12 protein-coding genes and 2 tRNA genes are annotated in these 16,025 nt (G+C 60.3%); 5 read left to right on the top strand and 9 right to left on the bottom strand.

What is annotated here, in order from left to right; all coding sequences use genetic code 11:
• Positions 1–62: 62 nt before the first annotated feature.
• The 3 genes from ROI90_RS15140 (at position 63) to ROI90_RS15130 (ending at position 5,836) form a co-directional block, all read left to right on the top strand.
• The gene (locus ROI90_RS15140) at positions 63–3,224 is read left to right on the top strand and encodes an efflux RND transporter permease subunit (protein ID WP_315999195.1); all 3,162 of its coding nucleotides are present in this window, start codon (positions 63–65) and stop codon (positions 3,222–3,224) included.
• A gap of 150 nt (positions 3,225–3,374) precedes the next feature.
• Positions 3,375–4,628: a TolC family protein gene (locus ROI90_RS15135; protein WP_315999194.1), complete on the top strand. Its 1,254-nt coding sequence runs from the start codon at positions 3,375–3,377 to the stop codon at positions 4,626–4,628.
• Positions 4,629–4,675: 47 nt separating this feature from the next.
• Positions 4,676–5,836 carry an efflux RND transporter periplasmic adaptor subunit gene (locus tag ROI90_RS15130; protein WP_315999193.1) on the top strand — a complete coding sequence of 387 codons (1,161 nt, stop codon included), beginning with the start codon at positions 4,676–4,678 and terminating at the stop codon, positions 5,834–5,836.
• Positions 5,837–5,922: 86 nt separating this feature from the next.
• Here the strand turns inward: ROI90_RS15130 and ROI90_RS15125 are convergent, their stop codons facing one another.
• The 7 genes from ROI90_RS15125 to mltG form a co-directional block, all read right to left on the bottom strand.
• A complete protein-coding gene (locus ROI90_RS15125) occupies positions 5,923–7,185 on the bottom strand; it encodes a PAS domain-containing protein (RefSeq protein WP_315999192.1) in 1,263 nt (420 codons plus the stop codon).
• Positions 7,186–7,218: 33 nt separating this feature from the next.
• Positions 7,219–7,578 carry a hypothetical protein gene (locus ROI90_RS15120; RefSeq protein ID WP_315999191.1) on the bottom strand — a complete coding sequence of 120 codons (360 nt, stop codon included), beginning with the start codon at positions 7,576–7,578 and terminating at the stop codon, positions 7,219–7,221.
• A gap of 197 nt (positions 7,579–7,775) precedes the next feature.
• Positions 7,776–7,860: transfer RNA gene (locus ROI90_RS15115), tRNA-Ser, on the bottom strand.
• Between the two features lie 81 nt (positions 7,861–7,941).
• Positions 7,942–8,028, bottom strand: a tRNA-Ser gene (locus tag ROI90_RS15110).
• A 139-nt stretch (positions 8,029–8,167) separates the two neighbouring features.
• Positions 8,168–9,127: a YihY/virulence factor BrkB family protein gene (locus tag ROI90_RS15105; protein ID WP_315999190.1), complete on the bottom strand. Its 960-nt coding sequence runs from the start codon at positions 9,125–9,127 to the stop codon at positions 8,168–8,170.
• Positions 9,128–9,286: 159 nt separating this feature from the next.
• Positions 9,287–9,775, bottom strand: a complete 489-nt coding sequence (locus ROI90_RS15100; protein ID WP_315999189.1) for an acyl-CoA thioesterase — start codon at positions 9,773–9,775, stop codon at positions 9,287–9,289.
• An 88-nt stretch (positions 9,776–9,863) separates the two neighbouring features.
• Positions 9,864–10,943 (bottom strand): endolytic transglycosylase MltG, encoded by a 1,080-nt coding sequence (gene mltG / locus ROI90_RS15095; RefSeq protein WP_315999188.1) that lies wholly within the window; start codon positions 10,941–10,943, stop codon positions 9,864–9,866.
• Between the two features lie 190 nt (positions 10,944–11,133).
• On the opposite strand from mltG, the gene ROI90_RS15090 reads away from it, so the two are divergent.
• Together ROI90_RS15090 and ROI90_RS15085 are read left to right on the top strand one after the other, a co-directional pair.
• Positions 11,134–13,086, top strand: coding sequence for a Calx-beta domain-containing protein (locus ROI90_RS15090; protein WP_315999187.1), 1,953 nt, complete (start codon positions 11,134–11,136; stop codon positions 13,084–13,086).
• 214 nt (positions 13,087–13,300) lie between these two features.
• A complete protein-coding gene (locus ROI90_RS15085) occupies positions 13,301–13,930 on the top strand; it encodes an L-threonylcarbamoyladenylate synthase (protein WP_315999186.1) in 630 nt (209 codons plus the stop codon).
• A 58-nt stretch (positions 13,931–13,988) separates the two neighbouring features.
• Here ROI90_RS15085 and ROI90_RS15080 read toward each other — a convergent pair whose 3' ends face one another.
• Together ROI90_RS15080 and ROI90_RS15075 are read right to left on the bottom strand one after the other, a co-directional pair.
• The gene (locus tag ROI90_RS15080; RefSeq protein WP_315999185.1) at positions 13,989–14,894 is read right to left on the bottom strand and encodes a lysophospholipid acyltransferase family protein; all 906 of its coding nucleotides are present in this window, start codon (positions 14,892–14,894) and stop codon (positions 13,989–13,991) included.
• Complete coding sequence (locus ROI90_RS15075; RefSeq protein ID WP_315999184.1) at positions 14,891–15,772, bottom strand: hypothetical protein; 882 nt, start codon at positions 15,770–15,772, stop codon at positions 14,891–14,893. Before ROI90_RS15075 ends, ROI90_RS15080 begins: the two co-directional genes overlap by 4 nt.
• Positions 15,773–16,025 lie beyond the last annotated feature (253 nt).

Raw genomic sequence — 16,025 nt, 5'->3', positions numbered from 1 at the left:
AAGGTCCTTCGCTCCGCCCAGGATGACAGGAGTTATTGACCGACGGCAACCCATTTCTTTATATGCTTGCCCGCATTATCCGGGGCAGCATCCACAACAAGCTGTTTGTGGTGCTGCTGCTCCTGGCGCTGGTAGTCTGGGGTGGCTACTCGGCCACTACCCTCCCGCTGGATGCCATTCCTGACGTAACCAACAACCAAGTTCAGGTGCTCACCCAAAGCCCCGCGCTGGCGGCCCAGGAGGTCGAGCAGCTCCTAACCATTCCGCTGGAGCAGAGCCTGCGCACCATTCCGGGCGTAACGGAGGTGCGCTCTGTGTCGCGCTTCGGCCTCTCGGTGATTACCGTAGTGTTCGAGGACGACGTGCCCACGCTGCAAACCCGCCAACTGGTGGCCGAGAAGCTGCGCACCGCCGAAGCCGACCTGGGAGCCGGTCTGGGCCGCCCCGAAATGGCCCCCATTACCACCGGCCTGGGCGAAATTTTTCAGTACAGCTTGGCCATCAAGCCCGGCTTCGAGCAAAAATACTCCCTGGCCCGCCTGCGCGAGCTGCAGGACTGGGTAGTGAAACGCCAGCTGGCCGGCGTACCCGGCGTGGTGGACGTGAGCAGCTTCGGCGGCTACGTGCGCCAGTACGAGGTGAGCGTGAATCCCGAGCGGCTCAACGCTGGCGGCGTAACCATGCCCGAGCTGTTTTCGGCCCTGGAGGCCAGCAACGCCAACACCGGCGGCAGCTACCTGGAGCGGGGCCGCAACGCCTACTTCATCCGGGGCGAAGGCCGGGCTACCTCCCTGCAGGATGTGGGCAGTATCGTTATCAAACAGAACGGTGGCGCGCCTTTGCTGGTCCGCGACGTGGCCGACGTGCGCTTCGGCCACTCGGTGCGCTACGGAGCCATGACGCGCAACGGCCGCGGCGAAACCGTGGGCGGCATCGTGCTCATGCTGAAAGGCGCATCGTCGGAGCAAACCATTAAGGGCGTGAAAGCCCGCGTGGCCGAAATCAACCAGGCACTACCTCAAGGTGTGTACGTGCAGCCGTTTCTGGACCGCACCAAGCTGGTGGATACTGCCATTCACACCGTGGCCAAAAACCTCATCGAGGGCGGCATTATTGTAATGGTGGTGCTGCTGGTGCTGCTGGGCAACTGGCGAGCCGGGCTGGTAGTAGCCTCCATGATTCCGCTGTGCATGCTGTTTGCCCTGGGCCTAATGCGCACCTTCGGCGTATCGGCCAACCTGATGAGCCTAGGCGCGCTGGATTTCGGGCTGATTGTGGACGGGGCAGTGATTATCGTGGAAGCCATGATTTTCCACCTCGTGCACTTCCGGGCCAAGGCCGAAAGCGAAACCATGGACCAGGTAGCCGAAACGGCCGCCACCCGCATGATGCGCTCCGCGCTGTTTGGGCAGCTCATTATCCTCATCGTGTACCTGCCCATTTTGGCCCTCACCGGCATCGAGGGCAAGATGTTCCGGCCCATGGCCCTTACGGTAAGCTTCGCCATTGTAGGCGCTATGCTCCTGTGCCTTACCTACGTACCGGCCGTATCGGCCTGGGCCCTGCGCAAGGATATCAAGGAGGAAGGCACCGTGGCCGACCGCATCATGAAGTTTCTGTACCGCGGCTACGAGCCCATCATCCGGGGGGCGTTGCGCCTGCGCGGGGTGGTGGCCGGCGCGGCCGTGGGCCTGCTGGTGCTGGCGGGCGTGGTGTTTGCCAGCATGGGCGGCGAGTTTATTCCGCAGCTGGACGAGGGCGACTTCGCCGTGAACGTGACGCTGGCCCCGGGCTCCTCGCTGGCCCAAAGCATTGCCACCACCACCCAGGTGCAGAAAATTCTGCTAAAGCAGTTTCCGGAAGTGGAGCAGGTGGTAGGCAAAATCGGCACCTCCGAAATTCCCACCGACCCCATGTCGTTCGAGGATTCTGACCAGATTGTGGTGCTCAAGCCCCACGCGGAGTGGACTTCGGCCCACTCCCGGGAAGAGCTGGCCAACAAGATGAGTGCCGCGCTGGCCGGCATTCCGGGCGTGAACCTGGAGTTCCAGCAACCTATTCAGATGCGCTTCAACGAACTGATTTCGGGCGTAAAGTCGGATATCAGCATCAAGATTTACGGCGACGACCTGGGCCTTCTGTTCGAGAAGGCCAACGAAGCCGCCACCCTCATTCGGCCCCTGGCCGGCGTGGGCGACCTGAAGGTGGAGCAGATTGCCGCCCTGCCCCAACTGCGCGTGCGCTACAACCGCCAGAAAATGGCCCAGTACGGCCTACGCGTGCAGGACCTGAACACGCTGCTGCGCGCCTCCTTCGCCGGTGATGTGGCCGGGCAGGTGTACGAGGGCGAGCGGCGCTTCGACCTGGTGGTACGTTTGGACAGCACCAACCGCCGCGGCCTGCAGGATTTGCGCCAACTGTACGTGGATGTACCCGGCGGCCAGAAAGTACCGCTGGAAGAAGTGGCCGAAGTGGATTTCCGCAACGCCCCTACCCAGGTTTCCCGCGACGATGCCCGCCGCCGCATCAACATCGGGGTGAACGTGCGCAACCGCGACGTGGAGAGCTTGGTGCAGGAAATTCAGCAGAAACTAAGCACCGGTTTACAGCTGCCCGAGGGATACACCCTGAAGTACGGCGGCCAGTTTGAGAATCTGCAGCAGGCCAAGGCCCGCCTGGCGGTGGCCGTGCCGGTGTCGCTGCTCCTGATTTTCGTGCTGCTCTACCTGTCTTTCCGTTCGGTGAAGCAGGCGGGGCTCATTTTTACGGGTATTCCGCTGGCGGCCATTGGCGGCATTCTGGCTTTATGGCTGCGCGGCATGCCGTTCAGCATATCGGCGGGCGTGGGCTTTATTGCCCTGTTCGGGGTGGCCGTGCTCAACGGCATTGTACTGGTGGCCAGCATCAACGAGCTGGCGTTGGCCGGTATCGACTCGGTGCGGGAGCGAGTGCTGAAAGCCACCCACGAGCGGTTCCGGCCGGTGCTACTTACGGCGGCCGTAGCCTCGCTGGGCTTCCTGCCCATGGCCCTGAGTACCTCCGGCGGCGCCGAGGTGCAGAAGCCCCTAGCCACGGTGGTTATCGGCGGGTTGATTTCGGCCACCCTGCTCACGCTGGTGGTGCTGCCGGTGCTCTATACCTTCTTCACCAAAGACGGTGAGCCCAGCCCCACCGAACCCACCCCTGAGCTGCTGGCTGAAATCAAGGAAAACCACGAGTTGTAGAATCTCCCCCCGGCCCCCTCTCCTCAGGGAGAGGGGGAGCCTGACGTCAGCTTATAGCTTATATCTGAAAGCTGCAAGCCAGAACGCACCCCCTCTCCCTGAGGAGAGGGGGCCGGGGGGTGAGGTTCCGCCCTAAGCAATTGCACTTATATGAAATATATCCTTTGCCTGTTCCTGCTGCCCTTCTGGGCACAGGCCCAGACCACGCCCCGCACCCTGCCGCCGCCCGCGGCGGCCCCGGCTCCGCTGGGGCCGCCCGGCAGCCTTCTTACGTTAAACCAGGCCCTGCAAACCGGCCTCAGCCAAAGCCTGCTGGTGCAAACCGGCAGCCTGGAGATTGAACGCCAGCGCGCCCTGGCCCGCACCGGCTACGACGTACCCCGCACCGTGCTTGACTACCAGGTAGGCCAGATTTCGGGTCCCTTGCGCGACCAGAGCTTCAACGTAATTCAGCAAACGGCACTGCCGGGCGTGTATGGGGCCCAGCGCCGGTTGCTGGAAGGCCAGGTGCTCACGACCGAACAGCGGGTGCGTCAGCAGCGCCGGGAACTGGCGTTCCGCATCCGCAGTGGCTACTACGAGCTGCTGCTGAGCTACCGCCGTGCCGCTTTGCTGCGCCGCCAGGACAGCCTCTACCAACGAGCCGCCCGCGCCGCCCGCATCCGCTACCAGACCGGCGAAACCAACCGTCTGGAGCAGGTTTCGGCCGAGGCGCGGCGGCTGGAGCTGCAGAACCGGCTGGCCACGCTACGCACCGAGCAGCAGGTGCAGCAGCAGCAGCTGGCGGTACTGCTCAACCAGCCCGGCCTCGCCCTCATTGATACCACAACCACGCCGGTACTGGTTTTGACGGCAGCCGATACAGCCGGGCTATCCGCGGGCTCCAACCCTACTCTGGCCTTGCTGGAGCAGGAAGTGGAAGTGAGCCGCCGCCAGACCCGGGTAGAGCAGCTGCGCCGTCTGCCCGATGTGCGCCTGGGCTACTTTAACCAGACCATCAACAAAGAAGCCGGTTTTCACGTGGCCCAGGCCGGGGTGGCCGTGCCGCTGCTGGGTGGCGTGCAGAAGGGCCGGATTCAGGCCGCCCGTATTGGCGAACAGGCAGCCGAAGCCCAGCTGCGCTACGCCACCACCCAGCTGGGTGGGCAACTGGCCGGCCTGCGCCGCCAACTGCAGCGGGCCCGGGCCTCCCTCACCTACTACGAGCAAACCGCCCTGCCCCAGGCCCGCCTGATTCTGGATACCGCCGAAAAAAGCTTCCGGGCCGGCGACATCGAGTACGTGGAGTACGTGGTGAACACCGAGCCGGCCTGGCAGATCCGCGCCGCTTACCTCGACCAGGTGAGCCACTACAACGAGCTGGCCCTGCAGCTCCTGGCCCTCACCGGCGCCGATGCCCGATAACCGACTGCGGCTTTGTAGCGGCCGGCTGACTTCTTAGACTCAATCTCATGAAACCCACTTCCCTTTTATTGTTGGCCACGCTGCTGACCGCCTGCGGTCAGAATAACGCTCCGGAAAAGCAAACGCCCGTAGCCGCCGCCCCTACCCGGCCTACTACCCCCGACGAGGTGCGCATCAGCCCTGCCCAGGCCCAGGCGGCCGGGCTGGAACTGGGGGGCTTCACCTGGAAAAATCTGGCCGCCGATGTACAGGCCAACGGTGTGGTGGATGTGCCGCCCCAGAACCGGGCCTCCATATCGGCGGTAATGGGCGGCTACGTGCAGAGCGTGGCGGTGCTGCCGGGCCAGCAGGTGCGGCGCGGGGCCGTACTGGCCGTACTACGCCACCCCGATTACCTGAAGCTGCAGCAGGAATACCTGCAAAGCCGGGCCCGCGTCACGTTTCTGCAGCAGGAGCTGAAGCGCCAGCAAACCCTCGATGCCGAGGACGTAGGGGCCAAGCGCAAGCTGCAGCAGGCCCAGAGCGACTATGCCTCCGAGCAGGCCAATCTGCAGTCGACGGCCGGGCAGCTCCGGTTGCTGGGCATTTCTCCTGAGCGGCTCAACCAGGGCCGGATTTCGCCCACCGTTACGCTCACGGCACCTATCGGCGGCAACGTAGCCATGGTACACATCAACCCGGGCCAGTACGTGAACCCCCAGGATGTGCTGGTGGAGCTGGTAGACCCCAGCCACATGCACCTGGAGCTGCAGGTATTTGAGCGCGACGTGAACCAGGTGCGCAACGGTCAGCCGGTGCTGTTCCGGGTGCCCAGCCAGCAGCGCGGCCCCGAAATGACAGCCAGCGTCTACCTCGTCGGCAAATCCTTCGACCCCGAAAAACGCACCGTGAACGTGCATGCCCACCTGGAGCCCGAGCGCACTGACCTGATTCCGGGCCAGTACGTGGCCGCCGCCATCCAGACCGGTGCGGCCCGGCAACGTACCCTCCCCGAAGACGCCATTGTGCAGGCCGGGGAGTTCAGCTATATCTTCACCCAAAGCGCGCCCGGTGCGTTTCGGCGCGTGAAAGTGGCCACTGGCACCACCGAAAACGGCGACGTAGCCCTGCGCCTGCTGGAACCCCTCCCCGATTCCACCCACGTAGTGCGCCGCGGGGCCTATTTCCTGGATGCCGAGCTGAAAAAGGGACAGGATGCGGATGAGTAGCCGCAGCCCTCGGGTTTTGACAATAAAAAGGCCGCCTACTGATGCGCAGGCGGCCTTTTTCAATAAGCAGCAGCTTTGGCAGCTGGTCAGTTGTTACCCGCAGCCCCAAGCTGCTGGCGCAACTCCTGCACCTCGCGCTCCAGGTCCAGGGTGCGGAACATCACTTTGGCTTCCAGATCAGAGTAGGCGCGCTCAATCTGCTCCTGTAGCTGCTTTTGCTCGGTTATGTCGGTATTGGTACCGCACCAGCGTAGCACGCGGCCTGCCTCGTCGCGCAGGGGCACGGCCCGGCTCAGAAACCACCGGAACTCGCCGTCGTGGCGGCGCAACGGAAACGTGTCCTCCCACTCCGTGCCGGCAGCCAGGGCTTGTTTCCAGGTTTCGGTTACTTGCTCCACATAATCCGGGTGCTGCACCTTCTGCCAGCCCCAGCCCTGCATTTCCTCCAGCGTGGTGCCCGTAAAGCTGAACCACCGCTCATTGTACCAGAAGATGTGCCCAGCCTCATCGGCCATCCAAGCCAGCTGCGGAATGGCGTTGGCCAGGGTGGTGAAATCCTGCTCCCGCTTGCGCAGGGCTATTTCCTGCATTTTCTGGTCGTGAATATCAGTGCAGGTACCAAACCACTTTTCAATTTCCCCGGCCGCATCGCGCACGGGCAATGCCTGGCCCAAAAACCACCGGTAGTCCCCCTGCTGTGACTTAAATCGGTACTCGATTTCGTAGAAGTCGCCAGTGGCCAGGGAATGACCCCACACCTGGCGGGCCAGCTGTCGGTCATCGGGATGCAGCAGGTTGTTCCACATATCGGGGCCCACGCTGTCGGCCAGGGTGTAGCCCGTAAAGTCAGTCCAGCGCTGGTTGAAATAGGTGTGGAAGCCCATTGGGTCCGTTGTCCAGACCAACTGCGGAATTAGTTCAGCCAGGAAGCTGAAGTCTTCTCCGGAGTAGCCGCCAGGGTTGTTGCGCCTGTCCTCAATGTCGATAGTGCCGATAATCCACTGATGCACCCGCCCGCTGGTGTCCAGCTGCGGGTAGCCCGTGGTACGCACCCAGCGGTATTGGCCATCATGTCGACGGATGCGCCACTCGATTTGGTACTGTTGCGCCGCCTCCCTCATGCGCTGCACCTGCGCGGCTACCCGCTCCCCGTCCTGGGGATGCACCAGTTCCAACCAGCCGGCGCTCAGGTCTTCCAAAGAAAGGCCCGTAAACTGCAGCAGTTGGGGGCTGGCGTACAAGGTAGTGCCGGCCGCATCTGTCACGCTCAACAGAATACTTTCGCCTCGTGAAGGGCGGCTGGTGGCAGAGGAGGACAACTCCGGCATATCAGAAGTGGCGGAAGCCATACAAAATCAAATAGTGTGGTGATAATACGGAGCCTACGGTTGCGTGAGCTGCATTTCCATCCCCGACTGGAAGTAGAGGTTCAACTGGCTTTCGGCACCATTGCGGGAGCGGCGCAGGCGCGTTACCAGTGCGCGGGTTTGCTCCTGGCCCAGCATCAACTCCAGATAGGGCCGGTTTAATAGCTCATCCCGCTGAATCTGCCACTTACCCGCATCCTGCCCATGCGCAGCCTGCACCTCTACCCGGCCCGGCTGCAGGGCAAACAGCTCGGCGCGGGCCAGCATACTAGCAGGATCAGTGTGATTAAGCACCCGGTCAGATACCCGCCAGTTTCCGTTCAGAAACTCATCGGGCAGCTGTTGCAGGTTAACATCAAACAGTACTTCGGTCATAGATACGAGCAAAGGTAGCAGGCAACAGCAAAGCAAATAATGCGCCGGCCTGGGCAAGCACAACAGTATAACTATGGATTACTGATTTGTGTTTGGGTTTTTTATGCTTTACTGTTCAGCTTACTTGCAAGGGCAAACAAAAACGCCTTCCAAGCTGGCTTGGAAGGCGTTTTTTCTTGGGCATCAGAACTGCTTCGCAGAGGAGGAGGGATTCGAACCCCCGGAGGTTTAACCCTCAACGGTTTTCAAGACCGCCGCAATCGACCACTCTGCCACTCCTCTGGGTATAGTGAGGAACTCAAGTGCGTTGCCGCTCTGGTTGCCAAGAAAAAAGGCTTTCTCACGAATTGAAAAAGCCAAGTGCAGAGAGGGGGGGATTCGAACCCCCGATACCCTTGCAGGTATAACGGATTTCGAATCCGTCGCATTCGACCACTCTGCCACCTCTCTGTAAGGCCCAAAATGAGTGGTTTGGGATGGCAAAAGTAGGTACGATTCAGGAATGCACAAGCTACTCCGGCCTTTTTTTCTGAGCCCCTCCGCTTAATTCCTCATTTTCAGGTACAAATTATTTATTCTCAACAGGTTTTTAGGCTTTCTGCAGCGCGACCGGGCGCTTGAGGCGGCCGGTTACGGCGTCAATGCTCACATTAATCTCAAACCCCAGAATCAGAGTCATGCACACAAAATCCAGCCACACCATGAAGCCCACCAGTGTGCCGATGGAGCCGTAGAAGTGGTTATAGCTGTCGAAAATCTTGACGTAGAGGATAAACAGGAAGGATACCGCGAAGATGAGTAGAGTGGCCACCACTGCCCCCGCCGAGACGAACGGCCATTTATCGTGCACGGGCGGCACGTAGTAGTACACCAAGCAGGTAGTGAGTAGAAACAGGCCAGTGACGGAGCCGTAGCGCAACACGCTGGTGAGCTGGTCGGTCATGGATTCGGGTACGATTTCCTGAAATACCAGCGCATCGATGATATAGGTACCAAAGAAAATACCCGCCACCGCAAACAGCAGCACCGAGGACAGCACCACCGTAAGCAGCGTGGCAATTACCCGTTTGCGCAGGTAGGTGCGCTTCTTGAACGAGGGGTACTTCTTCTCAAAGGCATCCAGCAGGGCCATGATGCCATTGGAGCTGAGCACCAGAGCCGTGGCAAAACCAAAGGACAGCAACCCCCCGTGCGGAATATTCACGATATCCTCGATGGTGCCCGATATGGCCGCGTACATTTCCCGCGGAATCAGGTCGGCCAGGAATTGCAGGATGTCGATGTTCAGGTTGGGAACGGGAATATAGGGGATGAGCGTGAACAGGAAGATGATGGTAGGAAAAATGGCAATGGTAAGGTTGAAGGCCATGTAGCTGGCCCGCTTGGCAATACCATCCAGCTTTATTTCCTGCAGCAGCCGGTCAACCACATCATACACCGAAGCCTTACCACCCGCAAACCGCAGCTGTTTCAGGAACACAATGGCGCGGCGCACACTGCGGCGGCGGCGCACATCGGGCAAATGATAACGACGAACGGGAATACGCATGGGGTCAATGAGGAACAGATAAAGAACGTCATGCTGAGCGAAGCGGAGCGGAGTCGAAGCATCTCTCCCGCTTTGTTGCAATGCTAATTGGTTAGTCAGAGGTAGAGATGCTTCGACTCCGCTCCGCTTCGCTCAGCATGACGTTCTTTTCATTTTCACTTACTTCTTCAGAAACGCCGCCGGGGCGGGCGCGTCCACCGGGGCTTTGGGCGGGGTGAGCGGGCCGGCCGTTTCCTCATCGGTGAAGTAAGGGGCCAACTTAGCAGCAATGGCCTGGGGAATAGGTACGGGCCGGCCAGTAGCCATGCTCACAAACACCATAAGCGTGTGGCCTTCCGTGAGCAGTTCCTGCGTCTCGTTATAAATTTCGTACTCGAATAGTACTCGGGAGCCCTCAGCGGGCTGCTTCAGCAGCAGGCGCACCGTCAGCAGGTCGTCGTAGCGGGCGGGGCGGCGGAAACGAGTGCGTATCTCCCCTACCGGCATGCCCACGCCGTCGGCCTCCAGAGCTTTGTAGCTGATGCCCAGCTGGCGGAAGGCCTCGGTGCGGCACACTTCAAAGTAGGCCGCGTAGTTGCCGTGGTACACGTAGCCCATCTGGTCGGTTTCGGCGTACCGCACGCGGATCTGGGTGTCGGAGGAATACATATTGAGTAGTTGTCAGTTGCTGGTTGTCAGTTGTCAGTTATTGGGTGCAGAAGCTAACAGAACAAACTGACAACCAACAACTGACAACTCATTTCATAATCCCGCTCCGCGTGAGGGCGGCCTGGTAGCGGCGGGCGTTTACCAGGTGCTCCTGTTCGTTGCGGGCGAAGGCGTGGTAGCCGCTGAAGTCTTCCTTGGCGCAGAAGTAGAGGTAGTCGTGGCTTTCGGGATTCAGCACGGCATCAATGCTGGCAATGCTGGGCAGGTTGATGGGGCCGGGCGGCAGGCCGCCGTACTTATAGGTGTTGTAGGGCGAGTCTTTGGTCAGGTGCACGTTGAGCACCCGCTTGATGCCAAAGTCGCCGTTGGCGTACACCACGGTAGGGTCGGCCTGGAGCTTCATACCTCGTTTGAGCCGGTTAAGATACACCCCGGCCACGCGGGGCCGCTCGTCGGCGTGCTGCTGCTGCTCGGCTTCCACAATGCTGGCCAGCGTACTCACTTCGGCCCGGGTGAGGCCAAGGGTCTTGCGCTTGGTGTCGCGGGCCGACGTCCAGAACTTCTCGTACTCCTTCTTCATGCGCTGCATGAGGTTATCAGCCGAGGTATTCCAGTACAGTTCGTAGGTGTTCGGGATGAACATGGTCAGCACCGAGGTGGTATCGAAGCCCAGGCTGCGGGTATAGTTGGGGCTGCGCAGCAGGGAGTCGAGGGTGCGGGGCTTCACATCTACCTGGGCGGCCAGGCGGTCCACCAGGTCCTTCCGTAAGCGCACCGTGTTAAAGGTGAGCTGCAAGGGCGACTGGGAGCCGCTTTTCAGCACGTTGATGAGCTGGCGGTTGGTAAGGCCTTCCTTCAGCTCGTAGTTGCCCGGTTTCACGGCGCCCGGCTTGTCGTACTTCATCATGCGGGCCACAAAGTGCAGCGACATTTTATCGACTACCGCCCCGGTTTTCTCCACGCGGCCCAGGGCCGTTTTCCAGTCGGCCCCGCGCGGAATCAGCACGTAGGTACGCTTGCCTTTGGTTTCCACGTTGGGCGTGAAGAACACCTGGTAGAAGTAGTAGGAAAACGTGATGAGAATAAGCCCGAGTATGCCCACCGTGTAGGAGAAACGGTTGCGGCGGCGGGTGGCGTTAGCCTTGTAGTCAATGCGGGTTTTAGCCATGAGGCGGGAAGTGGTAACAAAACGGTAACATTGCCAGACCAGCCGGCTATTGGGGCAGTTCCGGAATCGGGGGTAGCTTTGCGGCTCAAAAGTACGCGGTTTCTGCGGCTGCACCACAGCGTCAACCTTTTCCCCGAAGCTGCGTCTGTTCACGTAATCCTTTCCTTCAATCACCCCCCTTTTTTCTTTTATGAAGCACTCGTACACTTCTTGGCGGCAGCGCATGGCCGTACTGGCCGCATTGGGCGGCCTTACGGCTACGGCCCAGGCCCAGACGGTTACTCCGGTAGCCTTCACCGGAGCCACCTACAACCAGAATTTTGACGGCCTGACGGCTACCGGCACCACGTATCCGGATGGCTGGTCCGGCATTCGTTTGGCCGGCACCGGCACGCTGAACGCGGTGCTGACAATGGCCGTACAGGCCGACAACAGCAACGCCGGCACTGTGTACAATGCCGGTGCCATTACGGGTACCACTACCGACCGGGCCCTGGGCAGCATCTCCTCGAACAGCACGGTACCTGCATTTGGCGCGGCTTTCACCAACCAGAGCGGGGCTGCCATCAGCGGGCTGACGCTGGCCGGCCGTGCTGAGCAGTGGCGCTCCGGTGAAAACGCGCTGGTTGAAAGCCTGGCATTCGAGTACAGCACCGATGCTACCAGCCTCAGCACGGGTACCTGGACTGCCGTATCGGCCCTCGATATTCGGGAGCTGGGTACTGTTGCGGCCACGCCGGCCACGCTTAACGGTAACGATCCGGCTAATTCCGCTGCTATTACGGCTACCTTCCCCATTACCTGGGCGGCGGGTTCCACCATCTGGATTCGGTGGAAGGATACCAACGATGCCGGCGCAGATGCCCTGTTGGCTCTCGATGACTTCACCTTGTCTGCCGCTACTATTACGGCCCCCACGGCCCCCACAGTATCGTTCGGCTCGGCAACGGCTACGGTAGCTGAAAGCGCCGGCACCGTGCAGATTCCGGTGACGCTGAGCGCCGCCAGCACCCAGGCAGTATCGGTGGAAGTAGCCGTTGGCACGGCACCCGGCACGGCTACCTCGCCCGCCGACTATACCTTCACGACCCAGACCTTGACGTTCCCGGCTGGTACTACCACCCAGAACGCCACCATCACGATTGTGGATGACGCGGTGTTTGAGCAGTCGGAAACCATTGCGCTAACGCTACGCAACGTGCTGCCCGCCGGTGCGGCCACTGTTGGCATAGGTACCTACACCATTACCATCACCGACAACGATACGGCTCCGGCTCCTACCGTTACCGCCATTTCGGCCCTCAAGCCGGTTAACGCCGACGGTACGCCCACGCAAACCGGCTCGTTCACAGTAACTGGCGTCATCTACGGCCCGAATTACCGCACGGCCGGCTACCAGGGCACCATCATGGACCGCACCGGCGGCCTGGGCCTGTTCAGCTCCAGCAACCTCTCGTTTGCCCCAGTTCAGGGTGACTCGGTGCAGGTAACCGGCACGCTGGGTACCTTCCGGGGCTTGTCGCAGCTCACGGTTACATCCATCACCAAGCTGGGCACCAGCAAGCTGATGCGCGCCCGCGTAGTAACCGGCCCGCTGACGGAAGCCGAGGAGTCGCAGCTGATTGTGCTGCCGAACGTAACGGCCACCACGCCCAGCGAGTGGACGACTACCGCCACCGCTGCTTACACGGTGAAGGTGCAGACGGCCGCCGGCATTTCATATGATGTGCGCATCAACCCCGCTTCTACCCTGTTCAACCAGCCCGTACCTACCGGCTCGTTCTCCATCACCGGCATTGGTTCGCAATTCGCTTCCGCAGCGGCTCCTTACGCCGGCGGCTACCAGCTAGTGCCCCGCACGAAGGAAGACGTTGGCTCGGTACTCACCGGCACCCGCAACGCCCTGAACGCCGGCAATGTGCGCGTATTCCCGAACCCCGCTACCGACAACCTGACGATTCAGGTAGCCGGCCGCGCTGCCAAAGCTACCGTTACGGTAACCGACCTGACGGGCCGCGCCGTGCTGAAAGGCACTTCCGCCCTCGATGGCTCGTTCAGCCTGCACTCGTTGCGTGCGGGCAGCTACATTCTGTTGGTTCAGAATGGCAGCACCCTCACCTCGCACAAAATTGTGAAGCAGTAAGCACCGCTTCTCAGCCCCATCAGGAAAAGTCCCCGGCCGTTTGGCCGGGGACTTTTTTTGTGGTCTTTTTTGCCGCCAACCCCGTGACGGAGGCAACCGCACAACGCTTTTTGCCGAAAAGAGTATCACTTTACTTCCTGAGCCAGTACCTTGACCGCCCCGCCGTCCGCTGGTATCGGGTCTGACTTCTCACCTATCCTTCCGCACTTGCACTATGGCCGCCACGCTGCTCCGCATTCACCCCGATAATCCGCCCCAGAACCGCATTCAGCAAGCCGTTGACATTATTCGCAACGGAGGGCTCGTCATTTACCCCACCGATACGATTTACGGGCTGGGGTGCGACATTCACAATGCTAAAGCGGTAGAAAAGCTGTGCCGCTTGAAAGGTATCCAGCCCGATAAGGCCAACCTGTCCTTTATCTGCTCCGACCTCTCGCACATCACCGATTACGCCAACGGCATTACCACGCCCGTGTACAAAGTGCTCAAAAAAGCTCTGCCGGGGCCATTTACCTTTATTTTCGAAGCCAGCACCAAGGCCCCGCGCTATGGTGGCGCAAAACGCAAAACCGTGGGCATCCGGGTACCCGATAACCAGATCTGCATTCAGCTGGTGCAGGCCCTGGGCAACCCCATCGTAAGCACCTCCATCCGCGACGACGACGAGATTCTGGAGTACAGCACCGACCCCGACCTGATTTTCGAGAAATACCGCCCTTTGGTAGACTTGGTTATTGATGGCGGCTATGGCAACAATATCGCCAGCACGGTAGTTGACTGCACCAACGAAGACTTCGACATCATTCGCCAGGGTGCGGGTGATATTGAGCAGTACCTGTAAGCAAGGGTGAAATTGTGAAAGGACAAAACATCCTTTCACAACTTCACCCTTCACAATTTCACCCTTGCCGCTTGTGTTTCCAGCGACGGTGCGTCCAGAGGTAATCAGCCGGATACAGGCGAATATCGTGCTCCAGCTGCTGCACAAATGCGGCGGTAATGGGGAAGGTGTTGGGCTCCAGCGGCGCGTCGCCATCGTAGAGCTCCGTCAGGAGTATCTCATAGTAGCCGCGTCGCATGCGCCGGATGCTCACGTACACTACCGGGCAGCGGAAGCGGCTGGCCAGCCGCTCGTTGCTGGTATAGAAACCGGCCTCCTGGTGCATGAAGGTTGTCCAGTAGGGCCGGTCCTCAGGGCCGGCGGCCTGGTCGGAAAGCATGCTCACTACCCGCACTTCGCCTTTCCGTTGGAGCATGTCGCGCAGCGTGTCCCGCATGGGAATGAGGCCGGCGCCGGTACGGGTGCGCAGCCGGTACAGAAAGTGCTCAAAAAACGGGTTGCTGAGCGGTTTGTACACCCCATCGGCGTGGGCCGATAACCACACAGCTCCCGAGGTCAGCACCCATTCCCAGTTGCCCGCGTGCGACGACAGGCCCAGTACCGTGCGCCCCGCCGCGAAATGCCGCTCCAACACCTCGGGGTTCCGGAATAGCACCCGTTTCTTGAGCTCCGCGGCCGGCATAGCCGCCAGCTTAATAGTTTCGACCATTACCTGCGCAAAGTGCCAGTAGAATTGCCGGGCCAACTGGGCTATTTCGGCCGCCGATTTTTCAGGAAAGGAGTTGCGTAGGTTTTCCAGCACTACCCGCTTGCGGTAGCGCACCACGTAGGCCATCAATACATAGATGCCGCGCCCCAGTACATACAAGACACTCAATGGCAAATGGGCCAAACCTAGCAACAGCCACTCCAGCGGCCGGTAATACCACGGATAAGATGTAGAAACGGAGGAAGTACTGTTCATCGGGGCATGATGGCCCCAGCCGGGGCGTAATCGGCCGGGTTGCGGCGCATGGTAATGGTTTGGGTTGATAACAGCTGATTTTTTGCGTTGCGTGCTTCCACGGTTAGCGCGTAGCTGCCAGCGGGCAGCTTGCTCACATCCAGTTCGCCGGTTAGCACCGTTGGGCGCCCATCGGCACCCTGTACTACCCCCTGCCCACTGGCCGCGTCCTTGGCTGCTTTAGCGGCGCGCAAGCGGTAACGCAGCGTAATGCCTTGGCCGGGGGCATTATTATACAGCTCCGAGTAAAAAAACAGCTTATCCTGCCCTCGAGCGTACAAGCCCCCCGGAGCTCGGGTAAGGCTCAGATTGTTCCGCATAAACGTGTTGGCCTCTACCGCCGAGCGACTGGCTGGTTTTAGTAAGAGCACCAGGTCGCTCATGGCGGGCTTAGCACCTGCAAACTCCAGCACCAGGGGCAATTCTACAATGTCGGTGGAGCCGGTGCGGTACAGGTCTTTCAGGTGCCCGCGCAGTGTGTAGCGGCCCTCAGGCAGATTCAGGCGCTTCTGGAAGCTGATGGGGTTTTTGATGGCCGCCGTAGTATCGCGCAGCACCGGGGGCTTCAGCGTAACGGTTTCCTGGTACACAGTCACGCCATCGGCCCGCACTGCTTCCAGCGTTACGGTGGCGCCGGCCTGGTACATTTTCGGCCCGCGCTTTTGGTACGTCAGCTGCTTGCCGGCTACCGTGGCATACACCTCCACCACGCCTCCCTTTATGGCCACGTCCTCACTCCGGAAGCGGGCTACATCCAGCTGCAGCTGGTGCATTTGGGCATGCGCCGCACCCGTAAACAGGAGAAAAGCAAGCGGCAGAAATCGGAGAGGCAGCGGCATAGTGTCAGATTGGCGGGAAAATAAACCTGTTTGGCAGTATTTACTTTCAGCCTTCGGCCGTGCAAAAGTGCACGTTTTCGGCTGATTCTTACGCTAACACGGTGCCGCGCATAAGCGTTACATTTCCAGTATCCTACTTTGGTTCCCAGCTCTGTCATTGCCGGAAAACAAGATCTACTCTTTATAGTCCGGCATCGGCAATACACTCCGCTCCGTTTATTTGCCCCCGTGTTTTTACCCTCTTTGCCCGGTT

Source organism: Hymenobacter endophyticus, assembly GCF_032464715.1.
Classification (GTDB): Bacteria; Bacteroidota; Bacteroidia; order Cytophagales; family Hymenobacteraceae; genus Hymenobacter; species Hymenobacter endophyticus.
This window is presented reverse-complemented; position numbering and strand designations above follow the sequence as displayed.

What these genes read in the sequence shown, in the direction of transcription:
- ROI90_RS15075 (WP_315999184.1), bottom strand. Translation starts at nt 15,772, where the DNA reads ATGCCGCTGCCTCTCCGATTTCTGCCGCTTGCTTTTCTCCTGTTTACG.
- ROI90_RS15085 (WP_315999186.1), top strand. Translation starts at nt 13,301, where the DNA reads ATGGCCGCCACGCTGCTCCGCATTCACCCCGATAATCCGCCCCAGAAC.
- ROI90_RS15130 (WP_315999193.1), top strand. Translation starts at nt 4,676, where the DNA reads ATGAAACCCACTTCCCTTTTATTGTTGGCCACGCTGCTGACCGCCTGC.
- ROI90_RS15100 (WP_315999189.1), bottom strand. Translation starts at nt 9,775, where the DNA reads ATGTATTCCTCCGACACCCAGATCCGCGTGCGGTACGCCGAAACCGAC.
- ROI90_RS15080 (WP_315999185.1), bottom strand. Translation starts at nt 14,894, where the DNA reads ATGAACAGTACTTCCTCCGTTTCTACATCTTATCCGTGGTATTACCGG.
- ROI90_RS15135 (WP_315999194.1), top strand. Translation starts at nt 3,375, where the DNA reads ATGAAATATATCCTTTGCCTGTTCCTGCTGCCCTTCTGGGCACAGGCC.
- ROI90_RS15125 (WP_315999192.1), bottom strand. Translation starts at nt 7,185, where the DNA reads ATGGCTTCCGCCACTTCTGATATGCCGGAGTTGTCCTCCTCTGCCACC.
- mltG (WP_315999188.1), bottom strand. Translation starts at nt 10,943, where the DNA reads ATGGCTAAAACCCGCATTGACTACAAGGCTAACGCCACCCGCCGCCGC.
- ROI90_RS15090 (WP_315999187.1), top strand. Translation starts at nt 11,134, where the DNA reads ATGAAGCACTCGTACACTTCTTGGCGGCAGCGCATGGCCGTACTGGCC.
- ROI90_RS15105 (WP_315999190.1), bottom strand. Translation starts at nt 9,127, where the DNA reads ATGCGTATTCCCGTTCGTCGTTATCATTTGCCCGATGTGCGCCGCCGC.
- ROI90_RS15120 (WP_315999191.1), bottom strand. Translation starts at nt 7,578, where the DNA reads ATGACCGAAGTACTGTTTGATGTTAACCTGCAACAGCTGCCCGATGAG.
- ROI90_RS15140 (WP_315999195.1), top strand. Translation starts at nt 63, where the DNA reads ATGCTTGCCCGCATTATCCGGGGCAGCATCCACAACAAGCTGTTTGTG.